Genomic DNA, 23132 nt, shown 5'->3' with positions numbered 1-23132 from the left:
TGACTACAACGTACGATTATACTCTACCTGCTTGAGATTGAATTTGCCATAGCTAAACTCTCCGTCGGGGTAGTGCCAAACGGCTTCTCCGTGGCTGGGCAGGTTATACCCGTTAAAATTTCTGTAGTTATTAACAGGCGTTGAGAAACGATACCGCTTCATGTCCCCAACTGCATAGCGGTCATCGGAGACAAAATTCGTTAACTGTCCTTTCTCGTTGAAGTACAGAATGGCAGAGATGGTGATGCCATTGTTGGTAAAGGTGGCCTTAACGGACGAGTCATCAACGGGCTCCCATGTGATTCGTTTATCAATCAGCGTAGCCGGGGCCATCAGGCACATATCGTTGAAAATAGTCACGGTTTCGGCTTTATTTATCTCGTTGCCTTTAATGTCTACGATGGGAACAAGACCGAACAGTTTAATCTGCATGGTAGCCTTACCGTTTTTATAGGCATGGTAACCGGGCACCGTTACCCCAAACATTTTCCCTTTCATGAAAAACAGCCGCGTGGGCACATCGGCAAAGTTGTACTGCTCGGAGGTAAACGTAAACCAGTCTTTTCCCTTTTCCCGCATCTGTCCTTCAAAACCAATGTGGTAATCCTTTACCTTAGGTTTGTTTAATGCGCCCACGTAGCGGAGGTACTGCTGTACCAAGGGCGGCAGATGCTGGATATCCGCTTCGGTGAGCAGTTCCGCATCAGATGGGTTGATGCGCTGTAAGCTGGCGTTAACATCTTTTTCGTACCGATTCTCAAAATTCCAGTCGCCATACCCCAGAATAGCCGCCACCAGGATGATCAGATTGGCAAAGGTCCCAACTTTGGCGTCCTGCCAGACTGTAACAATCAGCACCTGCGACACAACAACCGCTGCCAGACTAACTATCCACCACCAATCCTTTTTTAGCGACAGTAAAACTGCCATTCCTAAAAATAATAGAGCTGTTAATAACCAGACAAGACCTGCCGGTTTAGCAATAGAGCTGGTCAGTTGGGGGAAGTTGCCGTAAGAAAAGGCTTTGGCGAAACCCATCAGGTGAATAAGGCCGTGTACCAGCACCAGGAAAATTAAGACGTAGCGAAACATGAGTGTACTGAAAAGTTACGATGTAAAGGTATGCTTCACGAGTAGCGGCCTCAATGATTGAGTGCAGGTAAGCTGCTGACTTTCATCATTCAGGCAGAGTGCCTGCCTCTTAGCAGGCACTCTAATAATTAATGGTACGGAGCAAATGTGTAAATGATTGCCATTGAGTAGAGCGAAGGCTTTGGAAACTTACGCTGAGGCTTGTCTACACCAATAAGTTTGGGCGATATTGCCCGCCGAAAACTTCTCTTTATGATAAAAAAATATTGGCTGGGCGTATTCTGGTTGCTGGCCGGCACGGCTGCGGAGGCACAACATATGCCCGGGCTTATGAGCAGCAACTATGGCGGTATTTATCGGGTACTGCAAAATCCGTCAGCAGTGGCGGGTACGCGTTACCGGTACCAGGTTGTGGGGGCCATTGGCTCCAGCATCACCAACCGCTACTTCCGGCAACTCGCTACGAATGACTTTCTCCACATCATCCGGATTCCCTATAGTGACAACCTGTACCGGGATTTACAGTCGATCGGCTCACTGACCGAAGCGCCCCGGCATACGGTGGCTTCCGAAATCATTGGCCCTTCCGTATTGTTTAGCCCGGACCGGCGGCAGGCGATTGCGCTGCACACCCGAATGCAGAGTTTTGTGTATGGACAGGGATTACCCTTACCGCTGACCCGCGCTTATGGCTACGAGCTAAATAGCCGAAGAGTAACACCGGTGTCTGGCCTGCTTAATGCCAACTTGACCCAGCAGCAGTATTCCGAAGTAGGCCTCAGCTATGGGCTTCGGATTTTTGAAGGCAAGTGGCATAGACTGAGTGTAGGCGCTACGGGGCGTCGGCTATTCGGTGGGGTGTATCGTCAGATGCAGGTAACGGGCAACTACCAGATTCGGCAGGACGTTTCCAGCGAGAAATCAATCGTACTCGACCGCTTTCAATATGTATTGAACAGTTCTGCTCCGCGACAAAGCTTTCAGCTTTCGGCACCCGGCTACGGCACGGGTTGGGCGCTCGACGCGGGTATTACCTATGAAATTGGTAAAGAAATTACCGGCCGCAACTACAACGATGAAACACCCTTTGCTGATCTTAGGCCAGCTTATCTGCTACGGCTGTCGGCTGCTATCATGAACAGCGGTAGTCTTCGCTTCTCCGGAAGCCAGAGTCGTGAAGTCAGCGGTAGTTCTACGCGCACCGTACTTTACCAGAAAGATCTTGACCTGCTCGGTGATAATATAGTAGCCCAATTGCCCAGACTTGCCCCCGGCGGTCCCACAGAACGTCCAGGCAACGCTATGACGTTGCAACTGCCCAGCATGCTACACCTGGAGGCCGACCTGCGGCTGGCCCGTTCCCTGTACATTAATGGATTGTACCTGAAGAATATGAGTGCCGTTTCGGGTCGCACCGCACCTTTACCGGACCGACTGATTATTACCCCGCGCTTCGAAGACGAAGATGCTGAACTGGCGTTTCCGATATCTATTATTGACGGTAATCAACGGGTAGCCGTTGGTATGTCGGCCAGGGTAGGACCGTTGGCGCTCGGCTTCAGCAATTTGACCAGCATGCTCCACAAAAACGGTGACCACCGGGGCACGTACGCCTGGATGGGCTTGTCGTTCTGGGCGTGGCACAAAGAATAATTTTAAGCTTGTTCTACATGAAAGAACTTCACATCAGCCTTCACTGCTTCCAGAAGTTGAGTGGTGCGTTCGGGACGGGCGTCGGTAATGAAAAGCTGACCGAATACCCCTTCGTCCATGCGCTGAATGAGCTTGCCGATGCGCCGATCGTCGAGTTTGTCGAAGATGTCGTCCAGCAGCAGAAGGGGTTTTGTGTTTTTCTCAGCCTGTAACTGGTCGAACTGGGCCAGTTTCAAAGCGATCACAAAGGTCTTCTGCTGGCCCTGGGAGCCGAATTTCTTGAGCGCTACTCCACCAATTTCAAAGACATAATCGTCCTTATGAACGCCTTTGGTGGTGCGCTGAAGCACAATGTCCCGGTTCCGGTTCCGCCGGAAGTCCTTGGCAAACTCCTCGTTACCTACCTCTGATTCGTAGATAATATCGACCGTCTCCCGCTCTTCGCTGAGGTAAGCATAGTGCTTGCGGAACGACGGTAAAAATTCGATAACAAAGCGTTTCCGGCGTTCGTAGATGCGCTGGGCCAGTTGGAGCAGCGGCTCGTTATAGGTTTCCAGCAATTCTTCGTCCAAATAATTTCGTTCGGCAAAAAGCTTGAGCAGGCTGTTCCGCTGCTTGAGTACCTGCTGGTACATCAGGTAGTCTCGGAGGTAATCGGTATCAAGTTGGGAGAGGACTCCGTCGAAGAAGTGCCGGCGATCTTCACTGTGTTCCCGCACCAGGTCGGTGTCGTTTGGGGCCATCAGAACTACCGGAAACCGGCCAATGTGTTCGCTCACGCGCTCGTAGGGCTTTTTGTCGGCCAGCAGCATCTTCCGCTGCCCACGCTGGAGGCTGATCGTTATCTGGGTGTTTCGGTTCTCCTTGCTAAAGACGCCGTCGATGATAAAAAAATCAGCCTGGTGGTTGACGCTGAGTGCATCTTGGTTATGAAAGGCACTCTTGCTCAAGGACAAAAAGTAGACTGCATCCAGTAAATTGGTTTTCCCGCTGCCGTTCGACCCGACGATTACATTCACCTGCCGCCCAAACGTAAATTGGGCATCTTCGTAATTCTTAAAATTAGTCAGGCTGAGTTTTTCCAAATGCATCGGTATGGTTGTTAGCGGGATAATGTTTAATTTCGCGGCCGCCAATACGCTGTACGTTCCGGTAGGAAGTGGTCCGCTATTGGCAACAAAGATACAGGTCGTTTGTTCATCTAACCGACAGGTAGTATCTGCTGATTACACTGAATATATACTCATGGCAAGCGTCAAAGAGAAAAAGAAACAAGGCGACGATTCGCCAACTGCTACGAAAACGCAACACCCCAGAGAACGGTATCTGTACTGGTACGAGTCTATGCAGTTGCAACGGAAATTCGAAGAAAAAGCCGGGCAACTCTACGGTCAGCAGAAAATCCGGGGCTTTTGCCACCTCTATATCGGTCAGGAAGCCTGCTCGTCAGGCTCGTATACGGCCCTGACAAAAGACGATAAGTGGATTACTGCCTACCGTGACCATGGTATTCCGCTGGCACTGGGCACCGACCCGAAGGCCGTTATGGCCGAGTTGTACGCCAAGCAAACCGGCTCGTCGAAAGGCAAAGGCGGTTCCATGCACATCTTCGATAAAGAGGTAAACTTTATGGGTGGTCACGGGATCGTGGGCGCTCAGATTCCGCTGGGAGCCGGTATCGCTTTTGCCGAGAAGTACAACAAGACGCAGAACCTGTGCATCTGTTTCTTCGGCGATGGTGCCGTTCGGCAGGGAGCACTTCACGAAGCCTTCAACATGGCCATGCTGTGGAAACTGCCTGTCATCTTTGTGGTGGAAAATAACGGCTATGCGATGGGAACGTCCGTAGCACGCACCTCTAACGTAACCGAGCTGTACACCATCGGTGAGGCCTATGATATGCCGTCGGAGCCTGTGGATGCGATGGACGTTGAAGCCGTTCACGAGGCCGTAAGCCGGGCCGCTGAACGCGCTCGTGCCGGCGATGGGCCGACTTTTTTGGAGTTCCGGACGTATCGCTACCGGGGCCACTCCATGTCTGATCCGCAGAAATACCGGACTAAAGACGAGGTGGAGCAATACAAACAGCGTGACCCGGTTGAGCAGGTGAGAGCCCGCGTTCTGGAACTGGGCATGGCTACGGAAGAGGAACTGGCCGAAATTGATAAAAAGATTAAAGCGCAGGTGGACGAGTCGGTGAAGTTTGCAGAGGACTCACCGTATCCGGAGCCGGAAGAGGCCTTTAAAGACGTGTACGTCCAAAAGGATTACCCATTCCTGATGGAATAATCTTACTTAACTTTATGAAAAAGGCCTCATCAGCGCGTCTGATGAGGCCTTTTTCATAAACAAGACGGCAGAAATGCAGGTTACTCTAATAGTAACCACACTACTGATAATCATGAATGAGTTTGAGTTGGTGGTCCTACAGGAGGACCTGGAATCGGGTAAGCTGAAAAAAGGAGATGTAGGTACCATTATTACCATTTTGAATAACCATCGTGCCTATGAAGTGGAGTTTGCTACCCTGGCGGGTGAGCCCCTGGCGGTAGAGACGTTACTGCCTCATCAGATCCGGCGCGTCCGGGAATCGGAGGTAATGGCGGTGCGGGAGCTAACTGCCTAAGAAAGTAATCATTGAAGTTTTCGGCCCGACCCTTTTCCATAATTCCAAATATTCGTAATTTTGCAATCCAAATTAAAATCGGTATGAGCAAAAAGAACACGGGGTTGGAGTTTCTGGAAGACCCGGATGCGTTGGCGGGCCAGTTGGAGAAGGCCGAGGATTTCTTTCAGGAGAACCGTAATCTTATTTTAGGGGCTATTGTGGCCGTTGTGCTGGTAGTAGCCGGCTTCGTTGGCTATCGCCTGTATGTGAGCAGCCAGGACGAAGAAGCCCAGGTGGAAATGTTTCCGTCGGTGTACCAGTTTGAGGCCGACTCGCTGAAAAAGGCCCTGTCTGGCGACGGCGCTAACCCCGGTCTGGTAGCTATTGCTGATGAATATAGTGCGGCTGAAGCCGGTAATCTGGCTAATTTCTATGCCGGTACTGCCTTGCTGAAGCAGGGTAAGTACGATGAAGCCATTGAGCGTCTGAACGATTTCAGCTCATCGGATCTCCTAGTACAGGCCCGTGCGTACTCACTGATTGGCGATGCCTATATGGAAAAGAAGAGCTTCGATGAGGCTATCTCTCATTACAAAAAGGCTGCCGACTACAAAGAGAACAAATTCTTTACGCCCGCATACCTGATGAAGCTTGCCGTTGCCTATGAGCAGAACAAGCAGAATGATGAGGCCGTAAAAATATACGATCAGATTCTGGAGAAATACCCGGTATCTGCTGAAGCGCCTAACGCGAAGAAGTATAAATCGGTGCTGCAAGCCACTGCCGGTGAGTAATTAGCGTAGGCATACAGAACCTAAGCGAAAGGACAAAGCCGGCCAAAGGCTTTGTCCTTTTTTGTTTACCATTAGGCAGCCAGCCTACTGCCGAGTTATCCTTCAAATCCTGTAAAAATCCTGGTTCTACATGTCATCTGCCCATAAAAACCTGAGTGTCTTTTCCACCGAAAACCTGCCGGACATCAGTCAACGGCGCTTCGCTCTGGTGGTTGCCGAATGGAATGCTGAAGTGACCGAAGCCCTGTTCGACGGTGCGTACCAAACCCTGATCACCCACGGAGCCAATCCCGAACACATCATGCGCGGTAACGTACCCGGCAGCTATGAATTAAGCACGGGTGCCTTGTGGTTCGCCCAACGCGACGATATCGATGCCGTTATCTGCATCGGCTGCGTTATCCAGGGCGAGACCAAGCACAACGATTACATCAACCACGCTGTAGCCCAAGGCCTGACCAACGTCAGTCTAAAAACCAACAAGCCCATCATCTTCGGCGTCCTGACGCCCAACGACCAGCAGCAGGCCCTTGACCGCGCCGGAGGCAAACACGGCAACAAAGGCGACGAAGCCGCCATGACGGCGATTAAGATGCTTGGCCTGCAACAGCAGATACAAAGCAGTTGAATGGTTGAATTATAGAATGATTGAATGGCAGAATGTGCTTTAAATGGTCTCTATTCAATCATTCAACAACTCAATCATTCCATCATTAAATACCTCAATCATTCACCTCTCAATCACACATTCATTTTCATGCAAGTCTGGAAATTTGGCGGTACCTCGGTGGGAAAACCTGAGCGTATGCACTCCATCCGAACGCTGATTACCGCTGATAGCGGTCAGAAAATAGTTGTTCTTTCTGCCTTGTCGGGCACTACCAATGCGCTGCTTGCTATTGGCGATTCGCTCAAAGCCAACAATGATGCCGAAGCGCACGAGAAGATTGACGCGTTGAAAGCGCATTACGACGCGTTCATTAAGGAATTATACCAAACGCCGGAAGGCCTAGCAAAAGGGCAGCAAATCGTTGAAAGCGAGTTCGGCTTCATTCGTTCGCTGATAAAGATAAAGCCGTATACCCTGAAGCAGGAGAAAGAACTCGTGGCGGAAGGTGAACTGCTAAGTACCCAGATGTTCCAGGCGTACCTCGAAGAGTGTGGCGAAAATTCGGTACTGCTCCCGGCCCTGGAGTTTATGCGCATCGACGCTGATAACGAACCGGAGCTTGATTACACCGAGCAAAAACTGGCCGAGATGCTGCCGCAGCACGAAGGCCGGCAGCTTATCATCACTCAGGGCTTTATCTGCCGCAACCCTCGCGGTGAAATCGACAACCTGAAGCGGGGCGGCTCCGACTATACTGCATCGCTGATTGGTGGCGCTATCCGGGCCGAAGAAATCCAGATATGGACGGATATTTCCGGCATGCACAACAACGACCCGCGCATCGTTAAAAAGACCGTACCTATCCGCGAACTCACCTTCGACGAAGCGGCTGAATTAGCCTATTTCGGAGCCAAGATTTTACACCCGTCTACCATTACGCCGGCTCGTAAATACGGGGTACCCGTTCGGCTGAAAAACACGATGGAGCCCGAAGCCTTCGGTACGCTCATCGCCACCGAGACCAGCGACCAGGTATTCAAAGCCGTAGCCGCCAAGGACAATATTACGGCCCTGTACATCCACTCGACCCGTATGTTGAACGCTTACGGCTTCCTGCGCCGGATTTTCGAGATTTTCGAGAAGTACAAAACGCCGGTCGATATGATCGCCACGTCGGAGGTATCTGTATCGGTAACGGTGGATAATCCCGCGAACGTACCGCAAATCATGGAAGAGCTTGGCACCTTCTGCGACCTGGAAGAGCCCGACTACGATCAGTGTATCATCTGTATCGTCGGCAACTTCAGCGCCGACCGGGAAGGTATTGCCATAAAGGTTTTAGAAGCTATGCGTGACATCCCCATCCGGATGATTTCGTACGGTGGTTCCGAAAAAAACATATCGCTGCTCATCCACGGCAACTACAAAGCCCAGGCCCTGAACGCGCTGAATGAGGGGCTGTTTGGATTGTAATAATATTGATTCAACTCCTTGTAAAATTGCTGTAACTTTCCGCGCGGCCGGACTAAAATCTATATTAGTCCGGCCGCGTCACAACATTTTCATTATGCTCCAGCTCACTTTCATCCGCGAGAATAAAGAAACCACTGTAGCCGGTCTGCAGAAGAGACGGTTTGCCAATGCCGAACAGGTTGTTGAGCAGATGATCAGTCTGGACCAGCAGCGTCGGGATACCCAGAAAGAATTAGACGATGTACTGGCCCGCTCCAACGCCAAAGCGAAGGAGATTGGTGCCCTGATGAAAGCCGGTAACAAAGTCGAAGCTGATGCCGTTAAAGCCGAGACGGCCGAACTGAAAAGCCGCTCCAAAGAGTTGGAAGAATCGCTCAAGGCAATTGAGCAGCAGGTACAGGATGTCCTGGTTACCATTCCTAACCTGCCCCACAGCAGCGTACCCGAAGGCCACTCTGCCGAAGACAACGAAGTGGTGTACCAGCACGGCGAAATACCCTCGTTACCTGAGTCCGCTCAGCCTCATTGGGAGTTGATTAAGCAGTATAATATCATCGACTTTGAACTGGGTAACAAAATTACCGGTGCCGGTTTCCCGGTGTACAAAGGCAAGGGTGCGCGTATCCAGCGTGCGCTCATCAACTTCTTCCTGGATGAAGCGCTGAACGCCGGCTTCTTGGAGATTCAGCCGCCAATTGTCATCAATAAAGACTCCGGATTTGGTACAGGACAGTTGCCGGATAAAGAGGGTCAGATGTACTACATCACCGAAGATGATCTGTACCTGATACCAACTGCGGAGGTGCCTATTACCAACCTCTACCGGGATATGATTCTGCAGGATAGCGACCTGCCTGTTAAAAACGTCGGATATACCCCTTGCTTCCGTCGGGAGGCTGGCTCCTGGGGTGCCCATGTGCGGGGCTTGAACCGGCTGCATCAGTTCGACAAAGTGGAGATTGTGCAGATTCGGAAGCCGGAAGAATCCTATCAAACACTGGAAGAGATGAGCCAATATGTGCAGTCGCTGCTCCAAAAGCTGGAACTGCCGTACCGGGTACTGCGGCTGTGCGGGGGTGACATGGGCTTTACCTCGGCTCTGACCTACGATATGGAAGTCTTCTCGGCCGCCCAGCAGCGCTGGCTGGAAGTGAGCTCTGTATCTAATTTTGAGAGCTACCAAGCCAACCGCCTGAAGTTGCGCTACAAAGCCGAAGGCGGAAAAACGCAACTGCTGCATACCCTCAACGGGTCTGCCTTAGCGCTGCCACGGATATTGGCTGCCATTCTGGAAAATAACCAGTCACCTGAAGGCATTCGTATCCCGCAAGTACTGGTGCCGTACTGCGGATTCGACACCATCAGTTAAAGACTGCAGGCGAAGTTTTCGTAGCCCGGATAATCCGGCGACAGCTTGCCGTCAATGCTGACAATGCTGTCCAGCCGAATGGTAGCGCCGGAGGCAAGTTCAATAAACTCGGCATCTCCTTCGGCATACATGCGTTTGAGCAGCGCGTCGGCGCGGATGTATTCGTGCAGGTCGGTCAGGTACTCCATCCGGACGAGTTTTCGCTGGGCAGCCACTGCCTTGATTTCTTCGTAAAACCCAGGTTCAATGGACTTGTATGGTGCTGTTGTGTTCATACCGTATTAACACTGGCCACTCTCATTCGGTTTACAAACAGAAAAGCCACGGAACGTTCCGTGGCTTTTCTGTTGAGCATATGTGTGCTTAATATCCGGCCGCTGTCAGTTGAGACTGAAACTCTTTCAGGATAGACTCCTTCATGGCCACTTTCCGCTTCTGGGTATTAATCTTGTTCAGAATCATTTTATCCTGTTCGTTCTCCGGGTTGAGCATACCGGCATCCTGCTGCGCAATCTGCAAGTCACTCTTCTCCCGCCGGATCAGGTACTCCATCTCCCGAATCATTGTCCGCAACTGCTCCGACTGACTCTTCAGATCAAACGCTGGATATTTGCGGGCCAATACCCGATGCAGATAGCTTAATTCGAATATTTTGTCGCAGGCTGCGCGGAAACGCTCATTCAACTGCTTGTCCTGTAGCTTAAACGGCACTCTCACTTCCTTCCAGCTATTGAGTAGCTGCTTGGCGCGTTCGGCCGCCTGGAAGATATCCTTCTGCTTCGACAAGCGCTCAGCTTCATCGGCCATCTTCATCTGGGCTTCAATACGTGGGTCAACCCGTTTCTTGATGACAATGCCTTTGGCTGCATTGTACTTATCAAAAACCATGGTGGTAAAGCGCTTAAACTGCTTGTATAGCTTACCACTCTTTTTGATAGGCACTTCGCCGACCTGTTTCCAGAGGTTGTTCAACCGGCGCACCTCCTGATAGGCAGCGTCGAGGTCGTGGTTACGGGAAGCGCGAATCGCCAGCCTGATGAGGTCATCGTACTGGTTCAAACGCTCCTGAATCACTTTGTTCTGTTCGTTGAAGAATTCCCGACGACGCTGGAAGAAGCCATCGAGCAGTTCCTGAAAACGACCTTCAATTTCCGGCTCCAGTTCTTTATCAACGGGGCCGGTTTTAATCCACTTCGCTTTAATCTCCTGGAGCGCATCAGCCGTTGTCTTCCAGTCATTACTACTCGCTACCTCTTCCGTTTCCGCTAATAATGCGCGCTTGATTTCCAGGTTTTTAAGCTGATTGTTTTTAATCAGGTCGGTCAGTACGACTTCTAAATCATCGAGCCGGTCGAGCAGCGGGATAAAATCGCCAATGGCGTCAAATCCCAGTAACTTTTTTCGCAGTTGAACCAGTTTGGTCAGGTAAGAGCCTTTATTCTGAGCCTCTTCGACTTCCTGTTCCAATTGGCTTACTTTGTTCTGGGCGATGACAAAGCGATTTTTAAAATAGTCTAATGCTTCTTGCTCGGTTCTTTTTACTTCACCGATTTGGCGGTCCGGGTAATTGTGGTAGCCTTTTAAAAATACCTTTCCGTCTTTGACGTAACCGTATTCATCTACCAGAGAAGCGGTTTCCATTATTTTACTGAATTGAGGCTGAGCTATGGGTTTATTTCTCGATATTTGCCCACCACAAATTTATCTAAATAATGAGCCAGGAAGCTATTATATTTTCTATGGCGGGCGTCAGTAAAATTATTCCGCCCAACCGACAAATCCTAAAGAATATATATCTTTCCTTTTTTTACGGTGCTAAAATAGGTGTTTTGGGCCTCAACGGGTCCGGTAAATCTACGCTTTTACGCATCATCGCGGGTATCGACAAGAACTACCAGGGCAATGTCGTTTTCTCCCCCGGCTATTCAGCAGGTATGCTGGAGCAGGAGCCGAAACTAGACCCGAACAAGACTGTAAAAGAGGTAGTTGAGGAAGGCGTTCAGGAAGTTGTTGATTTGCTGAAAGAATTCGACCAGATAAACGAAGGCTTCAACGACCCCGATGCTGACTTTGATAAACTGATTGCCCGGCAGGCCGAAGTTCAGGAGAAACTGGACACGCACAATGCTTGGGAACTCGACACTAAGCTGGAGCGGGCCATGGATGCCCTGCGCCTGCCGCCCTCTGAGGCTTTGGTCGGTAATCTGTCCGGTGGTGAAAAGCGCCGGGTAGCGCTCTGCCGCCTGCTGCTTCAGGAACCGGATGTACTCCTCTTGGATGAGCCTACCAACCACCTTGATGCCGAGTCGGTGCTGTGGCTGGAAGAATACCTGCGCCAGTACAAAGGCACCGTGATTGCTGTTACGCACGACCGGTATTTCCTGGATAATGTTGCCGGCTGGATCCTGGAGCTGGACCGGGGTGAAGGTATCCCCTGGAAAGGAAACTATTCATCCTGGCTGGAGCAGAAGCAGAACCGCCTGGCGAACGAAGAAAAGACGGAGTCCAAGCGGCAGAAAACGCTTCAGCGCGAGTTGGAGTGGGTGCGCATGGCTCCCAAAGCCCGTCAGGCCAAGTCGAAGGCCCGTCTCGGTGCGTACGAAAAGCTGCTGGGCGAAGAGGCTCGTCAGAAAGAAGATAAACTGGAAATTTTTATCCCGCCCGGACCGCGTCTGGGGGCTAAAGTGATTGAAGCCCACAACGTCGCTAAGGCCTTTGGCGACCGCCTGCTGTTCGAAAACCTGGAGTTCAATTTGCCACAGGGCGGTATCGTCGGCATCATTGGCCCTAACGGTGCCGGTAAAACGACGCTGTTCAAACTGATCACGGGTAAGGAAAAACCGGATGCCGGTCAATTCTTTGTCGGAGAAACGGTAAAGCTTGCGTATGTCGACCAGGAGCACGATAACCTCGACCCCAACAAGAGCGTTTTCGAAACCATCTCGGGTGGTAACGAATGGGTGATGCTGGGCGGCAAGCAGTCAAATGCCCGTGCCTATGTCAGCCGCTTCAATTTTACCGGTTCCGACCAGGAGAAGAAAGTTGGTAACCTATCCGGTGGCGAGCGGAACCGCGTTCATCTGGCCATGCTGCTCAAAGAAGGTGCCAACCTGCTGCTGCTCGATGAGCCAACCAACGACCTCGACGTAAACACGCTGCGGGCGCTGGAAGAAGGTCTCGAAAACTTCGCCGGTTGCGCCGTCGTCATTTCCCACGACCGCTGGTTCCTCGACCGTATAGCCACCCACATCCTAGCGTTCGAGGGCAATTCTCAAGTATACTGGTTCGAAGGAAACTTCACCGAGTACGAAGAAAACCGCCGGAAGCGCCTGGGCACCGACGCCACTCCGCATCGGATTAAGTACAAAAAACTTGTATAGTTTGATTGTTTCAGCGGGGCCGCCCGGCGGTTTCAGGTTTCAAGTTCCAGGTTAACCGACTCTCGGAACTTGAAACCTGAAACCGCCGGGCGGCCCCGCTGAAGCCTGAAACAGTTATGCACCACGGCTATTACAACGGCACCATCCAGCCTGTCGACCAGATTGGCGTAGGCGTATTCGACCTCGGGCTGCTGCGCGGCTACGGCCTGTTCGACTACTTCCGTACCTACAACGGACGACCCTTTCAGTGGGACTGGTACTGGACCCGCTTCCAGAACTCGGCCATGCGCATGCACCTGCGCCTGCCATTGACCAAGGACCAGACGTACAAAATCGTCATGGACCTTATCGGGCGCAGCGATTTTGACGATGCGGCTATCCGCTTTGTGTTGACCGGAGGGTATTCACCGGATAGCATATCTATTGTAAAGCCGAGCCTGCTCATTATGACCGAGGACATTCACCCGGTTACGCCTGTTCAGTATGAGCAGGGGATTCGGGTAATTCTGGATGATTATGTGCGGGAAATGGCCGAGGTAAAAAGTACCGATTATAAGCATGTGATTTTATTAGCTGAGGCTATTCGAGGAGCCAGAGCGCAGGATGTGCTCTACCATAAAAACGGTGAGATTAGCGAACTGAGCCGCAGCAACTTCTTCATTATTAAAGGCCAGCGCCTGATTACCCCTAACCGGCACATTCTTCACGGCATCACCCGCCGAACGGTTATGCAACTCGCTCAGGATGATTTTGAGGTAGAAGAACGCCCGGTACTACTGTCGGAACTCTACGATGCTGATGAAGCATTTACCACCAGCACCACTAAGAGAGTTCTGCCTATCGTAGAGATTGGCGACCTCACCATCGGCGAAGGCAAACCCGGTCCCAAAAGTAAATATCTGCTGGAGCGCTTCGACGAGCTAGTCGATAGCTGGTAGTTTTAAGGTTCGTGCTTTAACCACGTCGCCCATTTGCCCTGTGCTTTCATTACCTGTTCGATAACGTCCCGCACGGCACCGCGGCCACCCGGCTTCGGGGAAACATAGTCGCAGACCCCCTGGATTTCGTCGGCTGCATCGGCCGGGCAGGTGCTTAATAGGGTTTTGCGGCTCAGAATTTCGTAGTCAGGCAGGTCATCGCCCATATACAGAACTTCCTCTTCCAGGATGCTATCCCGCGTCAGGTAACCGATATAGGCATTCACTTTCTGGTCGGTGGGCCCGCCCATGAAGATGTCTTTTATCTTGAGAAACTCCAGTCGTTTGCGCACCCCCACCTGGTTACCCGCCGAAATAATAGCAACCTTGTAACCGGCTTTGATGGCTTGCTCAATGCCGTAACCATCCCGGATGTAAAACGTTCTATACTGCTCTCCAGATTCTAGAGCATTGACGGTACCATCCGTCAGAACCCCATCCACATCAAAAATAAAGGTGGTAATTTGCTTAAAGCGGTCGTGCATATGTACAACGGAATTCCATTCCGTTTTGCTGGTAAGAAAAATTGTAACGAAGCTATTCAGGGCATAGAAGCTGTAACAGTCGTTTTCAGCGGCTTGCCTCAGCTGTGTTTAAGGCTCAATAGCTTTGGTTGATAAAAACGGAATGCAATTCCGTTGTACGGGTTGTACTGCAAGTTTAGGAAAAATCCCCCGGAGTAGGGACTTTTGCAGCATGAATACCATGAATTTACCGCAGGCTTTCCGGGAACGGATGCAGGCGCAACTGGGCGCTGAGTATGCTGCTTTCGAGGCTGCATTGGCCCAGGAGGCACCGGTAAGCATTCGGGTTAACCCCCGAAAGAATACATTACCAACGGATTCGCTGGACCGGGTGCCCTGGTGTGCCGACGGGTACTATCTGCCAGAGCGGCCAGTATTCACACTTGACCCCCTCTTTCAGGCGGGGGCGTATTATGTACAGGAGGCTTCCTCTATGCTGTTGAGCGAAGCCATCCGGCAAACCGCTAAAGTTGACCGGCCATTGCGAGTGCTGGATTTATGCGCAGCACCGGGCGGTAAGAGTACGCTGCTGGCTTCTGTGTTGCACCCGGACAGCTTGCTGATATGTAATGAGGTCATTCGCTCCCGTGTGCCGGTATTGCGGGAGAATATTGATAAATGGGGTTACCCCAATGTGGCCGTCAGTAACCACGACCCTGAAGATTTTGTTGGTTTGACAGGCTTTTTTGATGTAGTGGTTGTGGATGCTCCCTGTTCCGGCGAAGGACTTTTCCGGAAAGACCCGGATGCAGTAAAGGAGTGGTCGGAAGGTAACGTGGACCTGTGTTCTGCCCGGCAGAAACGAATCCTGTCGACAGTTGCCTCATTAATCGACAGGGGAGGACTGCTTATTTACAGTACCTGTACCTACAACGATGAGGAAAATATCGAAAACGCCCGCTGGCTGACCGAGCAGAAATTTACCAGCCAGCGCGTGACGCTACCTGCCGAATGGGGTGTGGTTGAAAAGATACAAGATGGGGTGTATGGATACCAGTGTTATCCGCACCGGGTCAGGGGCGAGGGCTTTTTCATCAGCGTTTTCCAGAAACAAACCGAAGTATATAATTCACAGAAGCACACGCCCAAAGGCTTTAAAAGCATTAAACCGGTTCATGCCAAACAGGCTAAAGCGCTGGCTGAATGGCTGGTCAACCCTCAAGCGTTTTCATACTGGCAAAAGCCTAATCAGGAGGTAATTGCTGTTCCGGTAGTACTTGAAAAAGAATTAATTACCGTAGATTTAGCCCTGCGCAACAAAGGATTCGGTATTGAGATGGGAATGTTCAAAGGTAACGACTTCATCCCGTCTCACGCGCTGGCCCTCAGCACCGTTGTTAACCCTGATTTGCCTGGTATCGAGCTAAGCCGGGAAGAGGCTCTCCGGTATTTCAAGAAGGAGAACCTGGTGCTGAATGAGCAAACCCGTGGCTGGCTGCTGGCCCGCTATCAGGGCTTGAACCTTGGCTGGATGAAAGGCGTGGGCAACCGGGTGAACAACTACCTGCCCAAAGACTGGCGCATCAGAATGGATATTAAAGAATACGCATGAAAACGTTTCTGAAATGGTTTGGCCTGTTACTGGCCGTATTGATTGTCGCCTATCTGGTAGGCCCTACCGTGCAGCCGGGGCCGATTGCCGAGAACACCCCCGTCGTCTCAGCCGACCTGCTGGCTTTGGAAAGAGAAATTGCCAAATCTGAGAGCAAAGCTGGCCTGAAGCCCGATAATCAGGCCCGCATCGTATGGGCAGATAGCCTGCACAAGCAGAAGACGCCGTACAGCCTGGTTTATCTGCCGGGCTTCGGAGCCAGTTGGGCTGAGGGTGACCCCGTGCATAAGCAGTTGGCAAAACGGTTTGGCTGCAACCTCTACCTGGCGCGGGAGTTTGAGCATGGTGTCAAGTCGTCGGATGCGTTCAGGAACCTGACTCCCGCTAACTATACCGCTTCGGCCGAATCAGCGCTGGCCATCGGCAAAGCGCTTGGGGGAAAGGTAGTCGTGATTGGCACTTCGGCCGGCGGTATGCTGACGCTCTATCTGGCCGCCCATCATCCCGAAATTCATGGCCTTGTGCTCTATTCTCCCTGCATGGCGGTAGCCAATCCGGCCCTCAAACTGGTGACCCGCCCCTGGGGCAAGCAGATTATGGACGGCATCATGGGCTCCGAATACGTAAAAGTCACCCACTACACACCCGACCGCGCCAACTACTGGCTGACACAATACCACACCAACGGGCTGATTACCCTCCAAACAATGCTGGACAAGTTCATGACACCAGAAACCTTTGTCAGGGTAAAGCAGCCAGTATTTATGGGCTACTACTACAAGGATGAGGAACACCAGGATAAAGTTGTATCGGTGCCTGCTATGCTGGAGATGTTCGACCAACTGGGTACCCCTGCTGATAAGAAGGAAAAGGTTGCTTTTCCGGAAGCCGGCGACCATGTAATTGCGTCGCATTTTACCTCCAAAGACCTGAACGGGGTATATCAGGCTACGGCCGCGTTTATGGAAGAAGTATTGGGCGTAAAACCAGCGCCGGTGTCCAAGCCAAACTATGCCCCAACCCCCACATTGGCAATCCAGCAAAAAAAGTAATTAACTTTGCCCTCCTAACTGAGGCTTTTGCCAGTAAATATTTAGAATGCCTGGCTTAAACGTCAAACGTCAAACGTTGAACATCAAACCTAAATAATGGCTTACGGATTACTACAAGGAAAACGCGGCATCATTTCCGGCGCACTGGACGAGAAGTCAATTGCTTGGAAAGTTGCCCTGAAAGCAAAAGAAGAAGGCGCTACCTTCACCCTAACTAACGCCCCCATTGCCATGCGCATGGGCGCCATCAAACAACTGGCCGAGCAATGCGGAGCCGAAATTATCCCGGCGGACGCTACCTCTACCGAGGACCTGGAAAAGCTGTTCAACCAATCGACCGAAATTCTGGGCGGTAAAGTTGATTTTGTGCTGCATTCCATCGGCATGAGTCCCAACATCCGCAAAGGACGCGCTTATACGGACTTAAATTACGATTGGTTTAAGCAGAGCGTCGACGTATCGGCCCTATCGTTCCACAAAATGATGCAGACGGCGTATAAGCTGGATGCTATCAACGAGTGGGGTTCAGTGGTAGGGTTGACGTACATGGCTGCTCAGCGGACATTTCCTTTCTATACCGATATGGCCGAAGCTAAAGCCATTCTGGAATCCATTGCCCGCAGCTTTGGCTACCATTATGGCAAATTCCGGAAGGTACGTGTAAACACCGTTTCGCAATCGCCGACGGTTACCACGGCCGGCTCCGGTATTGGTGGTTTCGACCGGTTCTATGACTTTGCCGATAAAACCGCTCCGCTGGGTAATGCCTCGGCCGAAGACTGTGCCAACTACGTTATCACACTCTTCTCCGACCTGACCCGGATGGTTACCATGCAGAACCTGTTCCACGACGGTGGTTTCTCCATGACCGGTATTTCCGAAGAAATAATGCAAATGGTGCAGCCTCAGCAACACCAACAATAAAAGCTTCTGCGTATACATAAAAAAGCCCGTAAGCGTCTTAGCCACACGTACGGGCTTTTTGCCTTTATACCAGTTCGGTAACCTTAAATTTGCTGTTCCCGTCGATACCTTTTTCTACCTGAATCTGTACGCTGATGCGTTCCTTCACCTCCTGCCGGTGGGAGATGATACCAATCGTCTTCTGGCTATCCTGCTGAAGCTTTTCCAGCATCACAATAGCTGTATCCAGCGTCTCCGGGTCCAGCGTCCCAAAGCCTTCGTCGATAAACAGACTATCAATCTGCACATTCTGCGAAGCTAAGTCAGACAGCGCCAGCGCCAGCGCTAGACTCAACGTAAACGTCTCTCCCCCCGACAAACTGGCTACCGAACGCTCAGCACTTCCCTGATACAGGTCCAGTACGTATAAATCATCCTGCCCGTCGCGGGGCTTCAGAATCAGGTAACGGTCAGTCAAATCCTTTAACCGGCGGTTCGCCAGTCCAATAAGCTGGGATAGGGTCAGGCTCTGGGCAAACTTGCTGTATTCGTCGCCCCTGGCGCTGCCAATCATCTGGTTCAGCTTTTTCCAGGTGTCGGCGTCTGCTTCTAACTCTTTTAGCTCCTTGTTCAACGCTTTTCGCCGTTTCCGCTCATTCTGGTCCGATTCCAGTTGCTTCTTGAAGTAGCCAACCTGTTCTATTTTTTGCCGTTCCTCTTTCTTGGCCGCATCCAGCTTTTGCTCAACTTCGTCAAAAGACAATTCACTCTGCCGAGCGGCTATGGCTTCATCCCGTTTCTGCTGCTCTTCAGTACGCTTCCGGATGAGTTCATCGGCCTCTTTTTCCAGGGTCCGTTTCTGTTCCTGTAGTCGCCGAAGTGTCGTTCTGTCCAGAAGGCTCAATCTGGCAGAGGATGCATCCGCAAAGCCTCGTTCCTGTAGTACTGGTTGAAGTCGTTCTGTCAGGGCCGTAACCTGTTTGTCAAACTGGGTATATGCCTCAGCGGCTTTATTGAGGAATTCCAGCTGCGTATCGCGCTGACGGCTCAGCGTACTAAACCGACTCAGCAACTGCTCACACCGTTCCTTTATATCGTCACCAGCGTAGAGTGCATCCTTTTCGGCTTTTAGTGCCTGCACCCGCTTTCGGCTCTGCTGTACAATCTGCAGGTCTTCGCCCAACTGAATGAGGGTATGTTGCTGCTCCCAGAGCGATTGCAGCGACGTAAGATTTTTGCGTTGAAGCTGAAGGTAAGCCTGTTCATCTTTCAGCACTTCAGGAGTGGCCGATTCATCGAGCGCCAAAGCAGCTAACTTCTGGCTTATCTCGTTCCGCCTTTCGATATAAGTGCTTCGCATCTCATCCCGATGAGCGGTGATAGCCTTCTCCTCGGCTTGGGCAGTCAGCACGGTTTTCTGTAAGGCTTCGTATGCTTTGCTTTTCTGCCTCCAATCGTCGGTGGCCAACTGTAGTTCCACCTCTGCTGTCCCCACCTGCTGAATATAGTGGTGAGCGTAGGGGTGGTCCAGCGAACCGCATAACGGGCACGGCTCCCCATCCCGCAAGGCTTTCCGCAAATCCTCCAGGTTGGCTTCCTGCATCAGGCGAAGCTTCCGCTCCTCTAACTGACCTTTCCGCTGTTCGAGCAGGTTAACCTCCGCCTGCAGCTGTTCCAGCGCATCAACCTGGGTGGCTATAAACTGCTTTTTTTCCTGAATGACCCCGTTCAGGGTGTGACCTTCCAGCAATCGCTCCTGTTGCTGCTCCTGAAGCGTAATAAGTTTAGCCACTTCACCCTCCCGGTAAATAATCCGCTCAATTTCGCTGGGTAAGGTAGCGGGAGCCACCGTCGGGTGAGTTGCTGTCAATTGGGTCAATTCAGCCGACACTTCCTGTCGACGGGCTTCAATTTGGAGAACGGCCTGTTCGCTCTCCTGGACATCTAATTGTTTATACCAGTTATCAGCTATTCTGTCTATAGTACGCCATACCGACTGAAGCGGTTGAACTGCTTTCGCGTCTTCCTGCCTAATCTGCTGCGATAGCTCTAAAACCTGCTCCCGAAACCTTACAAGTTGAGGCTCAAACGTATCCTCCTGAAGTAGGTGCCCAATGAGTAATTGACCTTGTTTAAGCACCTCACTCAGTTGTTCCTGAAGCGCACCAATATGCGTTTGGGCTTCTTGCTGGCCTTTGGCCGCTTCGTTCCGGCTGCTTTCGGCATGAGCTAAATCGGCCAGGTCGGTCGCTAAGTCTGCTATCTGCTCATGGCGTTGCAGGCGTTCGGCTTCAGCAGCAAAGGCAGCCTGTTTTGTTGCTAACGCCTGTTGCCGGCTGTCAAGACTAACCAACTGGCGATTTGATTCGGTAACCTTTTGAAGTAGGGTATATTCGGTGGTGAAGTAGGTGATTTCTTCTGTGAGAATCTTCAGCCGGTCATCTACCGTTTTTTGCTCCTGCTTCAGCGCGTCAGCGTCTTCTTCACTGAGAACCTGAATCAGCCCAACCTCTTTTTTTTTAGCTGCAATCTTCTCTGTGTATTCCTTATTCACTGAATAAACACGCTGGCTGAGCTGCCGGTAAATTTCCGTGCCGGTAATCTTCTCCAGCATCTTGCTCCGGTCGGCGGCTTTGGATTTAAGGAACTGGTCAAAAGCTCCTTGCGCCAGCACAATCGACCGGACAAACTGTTCGTATGTCAGCCCAATCAACTCTTCATTCTTCTTCGGAAAATCCCGCAGGTCTTTAATGGGGAACAATATACCGTCGCCCTCCTTATTCGGCAGGAGCGATACCTCCATTTCGTAGTTGTTCCAGTTGCCGTTGCGGTTCTTCTTAATCGACCATTTCGACCGGTAGACCTTTTCATCCACCTCATATTCTACTTCCGCAAAAGCTGCCGTTCCTGTCTCCCGCGCTGCCTGCTGATTCACAATCAGCCCTTCTTCGGTTATGTTCTGCAGCGAAATAGCGCCGGAAAGCCGGGGTGCCCGATTGAAGAGAGCTAGGGTAATAATATCCAGCAGGGTCGATTTTCCGGCCCCCGTCGGACCGGCAATGATAAATAACCCCGTACTGTTCAGGATACCATTGGTGAACAGAATCGGCGGGTGTTCGCCGTAAAAAGAATTTATATTACGAAAACGTATCTGTCGAATCTTCATACGGTATTAAGCCGGCTGTTCCGTGACCATCCGGTACAACTGTTTATAGGTTTCCATCAGCACCGCCCGTTCGTCACCTTCCACCTGCAACGCGTCCAGCTTTCGATTAAATACATCTATATACGATAAGTCCTGCAAATGCGTATCGGCTACGTACAGGGAGTCCAGCCGCTTCAGCTTATTACGAAACAGCAGCCGGGATTTGGCAATCACAAAAGAAGCCTGCGCATAGTCGCGGGTTAATTGTTCAAAATGGGTCCGGACGGCCAGGCTTTCATCGTCTTCCTCCACCAATACCTCCACCAGCGTAGGCAGCAAATCGCCGGTTTCAATGGATTCCAGTTTCTCCCGTACTTCATCCAGCATACCATTTACATGAAGCAGGGAACGGAAGCGGGGCACCGGAACTGACTCAATAGCGGTAAGTTTCCCATTGTCAAGGGTTAATTCCAGCACCTGATGGCGGTTGTCCCGTTCCCCAAAGCTCAACGGAATTGGTGACCCGCTATAACGTACCGTATCACCAGCGCCAATCTGCTGCGGCACGTGAATATGGCCTAACGCGACATAGTCGAATCCATCCGGGAAATGTTCGGACGCAAAAGCTGCCTGTCCACCAACCGTGTGAATCTCGCGCTCACTCTCGGAGATGGTTGCTCCATTTACGTAAAGATGGCCCATCGCCAGGACCGGTACATCCCGATAATCTGAATGGCAGAAATCTACAATTCGCTCGTAGTGATTGCGTATACCCATCCGCACCGCGTCAACCCGTTCTTCATACGTCTGACCGGATATGGACTGCCGCAGGTCACTATCTCGCAGATAAGGTACAGCCGCAACCACCGCATCCGAGGAGCCGTTGACCAGCCGAATCACCTCATCGGCGCAATTTCCTGTTGAGCATCCTACTACATGAATATTCAGAAAGCGGAGCAATTCCCGGGGAGCGTTCAGTTTACTGGCCGAATCGTGATTACCACCCGTAATAATTATCTTCTTCTGCAAGGGCAGCATACGAGTCAGGAACTGATAGTACAGCTGCATAGACCCATCATTAGGATTAGTTGTATCAAAAATATCCCCGGAAATAAGCAGCACATCGATCTGCCGGTTATCTACCGTTTCGGCCAGCCAATCCAGAAAGCGAATATGGTCATCCCGCAGGTCATATTTATATAACCGTTTTCCCAGATGCCAGTCTGCCGTGTGCAGTATCTTCATAGTATTTACAGCCAGTGAGTTAGGGCCTGTTTGCCACAGGGTACCATCTTGCAAGTTAAGCGAAGCTAGTCAAAAGCTCATTGTTTCTCCTATGAACGAATGAGTGTGAACTTGTAAAAGTACAAATGAAAGTTATTGTGCTTACCCCACCAAATCTACTGATTTTTCTGTAAAACCGGGGAACAAAACAGACCTTGTCTATTGTTATACTTATGTCTGAGGGAGACGAAAAGGGCAGCTTAGCAGGCTGCCTTCACTACGTCTAAAAAAGCTTCTACGCTCATGCCGCTGATTCTTTGAGGCTTATGCCACTAGACAAAAAATCTCCCAGTTATTTTAGAGTAGGTACTTGACAAAGGCTAGAAAAGCCTCTACCTTTGCAGTCCCAAATGAGGGAGACGCTTCCGAGAGGCACTGACAACAGGCCTTGGAGTGCACCCATCAGGCGGGGCAATCTTCTGCCGAAAATACAAAAAATAATTTCAGCAAAAGACTTGACACGGGACAGAAAAAGTGCTACCTTTGCAGTCCCAATTCAATAAAGCGACACCACAAGAGACTTTCTTGGAACTGTCAACCAAGCTTAGCCAACGGGTTAAGCGCTTGTTCTTTGACCAATTGTCAGCATACAGCACAACGTCTTTAGGCAAATAAGACAGCCCTTTTTGGGGCAAGCAGTCGTGAGACTGCATATTACTATTTACGATGGAGAGTTTGATCCTGGCTCAGGATGAACGCTAGCGGCAGGCCTAATA

At 51.1% G+C, this 23132-nt stretch carries 19 protein-coding genes; 12 read left to right on the top strand and 7 right to left on the bottom strand.

Annotated features, from left to right (window positions below; translation table 11 throughout):
• Positions 1-3: 3 nt before the first annotated feature.
• Positions 4-1092 (bottom strand): DUF6544 family protein, encoded by a 1089-nt coding sequence (locus tag ABD949_RS00585; protein ID WP_345239607.1) that lies wholly within the window; start codon positions 1090-1092, stop codon positions 4-6.
• Between the two features lie 252 nt (positions 1093-1344).
• Here ABD949_RS00585 and ABD949_RS00580 point away from each other — a divergent pair, with 252 nt between their 5' ends.
• Positions 1345-2745 carry a DUF5723 family protein gene (locus tag ABD949_RS00580; RefSeq protein ID WP_345239606.1) on the top strand — a complete coding sequence of 467 codons (1401 nt, stop codon included), beginning with the start codon at positions 1345-1347 and terminating at the stop codon, positions 2743-2745.
• 2 nt (positions 2746-2747) lie between these two features.
• On the opposite strand, the gene recF is transcribed toward ABD949_RS00580, so the two are convergent.
• Positions 2748-3836 carry a DNA replication/repair protein RecF gene (gene recF, locus ABD949_RS00575; protein WP_345239604.1) on the bottom strand — a complete coding sequence of 363 codons (1089 nt, stop codon included), beginning with the start codon at positions 3834-3836 and terminating at the stop codon, positions 2748-2750.
• 154 nt (positions 3837-3990) lie between these two features.
• Between recF and pdhA the strand changes: the two genes are divergently transcribed.
• The 6 genes from pdhA to serS all read left to right on the top strand — a co-directional run bounded on the left by pdhA (position 3991) and on the right by serS (position 9599).
• Complete coding sequence (gene pdhA, locus ABD949_RS00570; protein ID WP_345239602.1) at positions 3991-5034, top strand: pyruvate dehydrogenase (acetyl-transferring) E1 component subunit alpha; 1044 nt, start codon at positions 3991-3993, stop codon at positions 5032-5034.
• 112 nt (positions 5035-5146) lie between these two features.
• A complete protein-coding gene (locus ABD949_RS00565; RefSeq protein WP_345239600.1) occupies positions 5147-5371 on the top strand; it encodes a DUF4926 domain-containing protein in 225 nt (74 codons plus the stop codon).
• Positions 5372-5454: 83 nt separating this feature from the next.
• Positions 5455-6147, top strand: a complete 693-nt coding sequence (locus tag ABD949_RS00560) for a tetratricopeptide repeat protein (RefSeq protein ID WP_345239598.1) — start codon at positions 5455-5457, stop codon at positions 6145-6147.
• Between the two features lie 130 nt (positions 6148-6277).
• The gene (gene ribH / locus ABD949_RS00555; RefSeq protein ID WP_345239596.1) at positions 6278-6775 is read left to right on the top strand and encodes a 6,7-dimethyl-8-ribityllumazine synthase; all 498 of its coding nucleotides are present in this window, start codon (positions 6278-6280) and stop codon (positions 6773-6775) included.
• Between the two features lie 129 nt (positions 6776-6904).
• Positions 6905-8230, top strand: a complete 1326-nt coding sequence (locus tag ABD949_RS00550) for an aspartate kinase (protein WP_345239595.1) — start codon at positions 6905-6907, stop codon at positions 8228-8230.
• A 94-nt stretch (positions 8231-8324) separates the two neighbouring features.
• Complete coding sequence (gene serS / locus ABD949_RS00545) at positions 8325-9599, top strand: serine--tRNA ligase (protein ID WP_345239593.1); 1275 nt, start codon at positions 8325-8327, stop codon at positions 9597-9599.
• Here serS and ABD949_RS00540 read toward each other — a convergent pair.
• Together ABD949_RS00540 and ABD949_RS00535 are read right to left on the bottom strand one after the other, a co-directional pair.
• Positions 9596-9874: a hypothetical protein gene (locus ABD949_RS00540; RefSeq protein ID WP_345239591.1), complete on the bottom strand. Its 279-nt coding sequence runs from the start codon at positions 9872-9874 to the stop codon at positions 9596-9598. The genes serS and ABD949_RS00540 overlap by 4 nt on opposite strands.
• An 88-nt stretch (positions 9875-9962) precedes the next feature.
• Positions 9963-11240 (bottom strand): DUF349 domain-containing protein, encoded by a 1278-nt coding sequence (locus tag ABD949_RS00535; protein ID WP_345239589.1) that lies wholly within the window; start codon positions 11238-11240, stop codon positions 9963-9965.
• 71 nt (positions 11241-11311) lie between these two features.
• Here ABD949_RS00535 and ettA point away from each other — a divergent pair, with 71 nt between their 5' ends.
• Both ettA and ABD949_RS00525 read left to right on the top strand, forming a co-directional pair.
• Complete coding sequence (gene ettA / locus ABD949_RS00530; protein ID WP_345239587.1) at positions 11312-12979, top strand: energy-dependent translational throttle protein EttA; 1668 nt, start codon at positions 11312-11314, stop codon at positions 12977-12979.
• Positions 12980-13095: 116 nt separating this feature from the next.
• Positions 13096-13917, top strand: coding sequence for an aminotransferase class IV (locus ABD949_RS00525; protein ID WP_345239586.1), 822 nt, complete (start codon positions 13096-13098; stop codon positions 13915-13917).
• Between the two features lie 2 nt (positions 13918-13919).
• Here ABD949_RS00525 and ABD949_RS00520 read toward each other — a convergent pair whose 3' ends face one another.
• Positions 13920-14441, bottom strand: coding sequence for a KdsC family phosphatase (locus tag ABD949_RS00520; protein WP_345239584.1), 522 nt, complete (start codon positions 14439-14441; stop codon positions 13920-13922).
• A 220-nt stretch (positions 14442-14661) separates the two neighbouring features.
• On the opposite strand from ABD949_RS00520, the gene ABD949_RS00515 reads away from it, so the two are divergent.
• The 3 genes from ABD949_RS00515 (at position 14662) to ABD949_RS00505 (ending at position 18008) form a co-directional block, all read left to right on the top strand.
• The gene (locus ABD949_RS00515; protein ID WP_345239582.1) at positions 14662-16032 is read left to right on the top strand and encodes a methyltransferase RsmF C-terminal domain-like protein; all 1371 of its coding nucleotides are present in this window, start codon (positions 14662-14664) and stop codon (positions 16030-16032) included.
• Positions 16029-17084, top strand: coding sequence for an alpha/beta hydrolase (locus ABD949_RS00510; RefSeq protein ID WP_345239580.1), 1056 nt, complete (start codon positions 16029-16031; stop codon positions 17082-17084). Before ABD949_RS00515 ends, ABD949_RS00510 begins: the two co-directional genes overlap by 4 nt.
• Before the next feature lie 96 nt (positions 17085-17180).
• Positions 17181-18008 carry an enoyl-ACP reductase FabI gene (locus tag ABD949_RS00505; RefSeq protein WP_345239577.1) on the top strand — a complete coding sequence of 276 codons (828 nt, stop codon included), beginning with the start codon at positions 17181-17183 and terminating at the stop codon, positions 18006-18008.
• Positions 18009-18072: 64 nt separating this feature from the next.
• Here the strand turns inward: ABD949_RS00505 and ABD949_RS00500 are convergent, their stop codons facing one another.
• Positions 18073-21153, bottom strand: coding sequence for an AAA family ATPase (locus tag ABD949_RS00500; RefSeq protein WP_345239575.1), 3081 nt, complete (start codon positions 21151-21153; stop codon positions 18073-18075).
• A gap of 6 nt (positions 21154-21159) precedes the next feature.
• Positions 21160-22377 (bottom strand): exonuclease subunit SbcD, encoded by a 1218-nt coding sequence (gene sbcD, locus ABD949_RS00495; protein WP_345239573.1) that lies wholly within the window; start codon positions 22375-22377, stop codon positions 21160-21162.
• Between the last annotated feature and the right edge of the window lie 755 nt (positions 22378-23132).

The organism is Nibrella saemangeumensis (assembly GCF_039541915.1).
In the GTDB taxonomy this organism is placed as follows: Bacteria; Bacteroidota; Bacteroidia; order Cytophagales; family Spirosomataceae; genus Nibrella; species Nibrella saemangeumensis.
The sequence above is the reverse complement of the archived record's forward strand: the minus strand, read 5'-3'. Positions and strand labels throughout refer to the sequence as shown.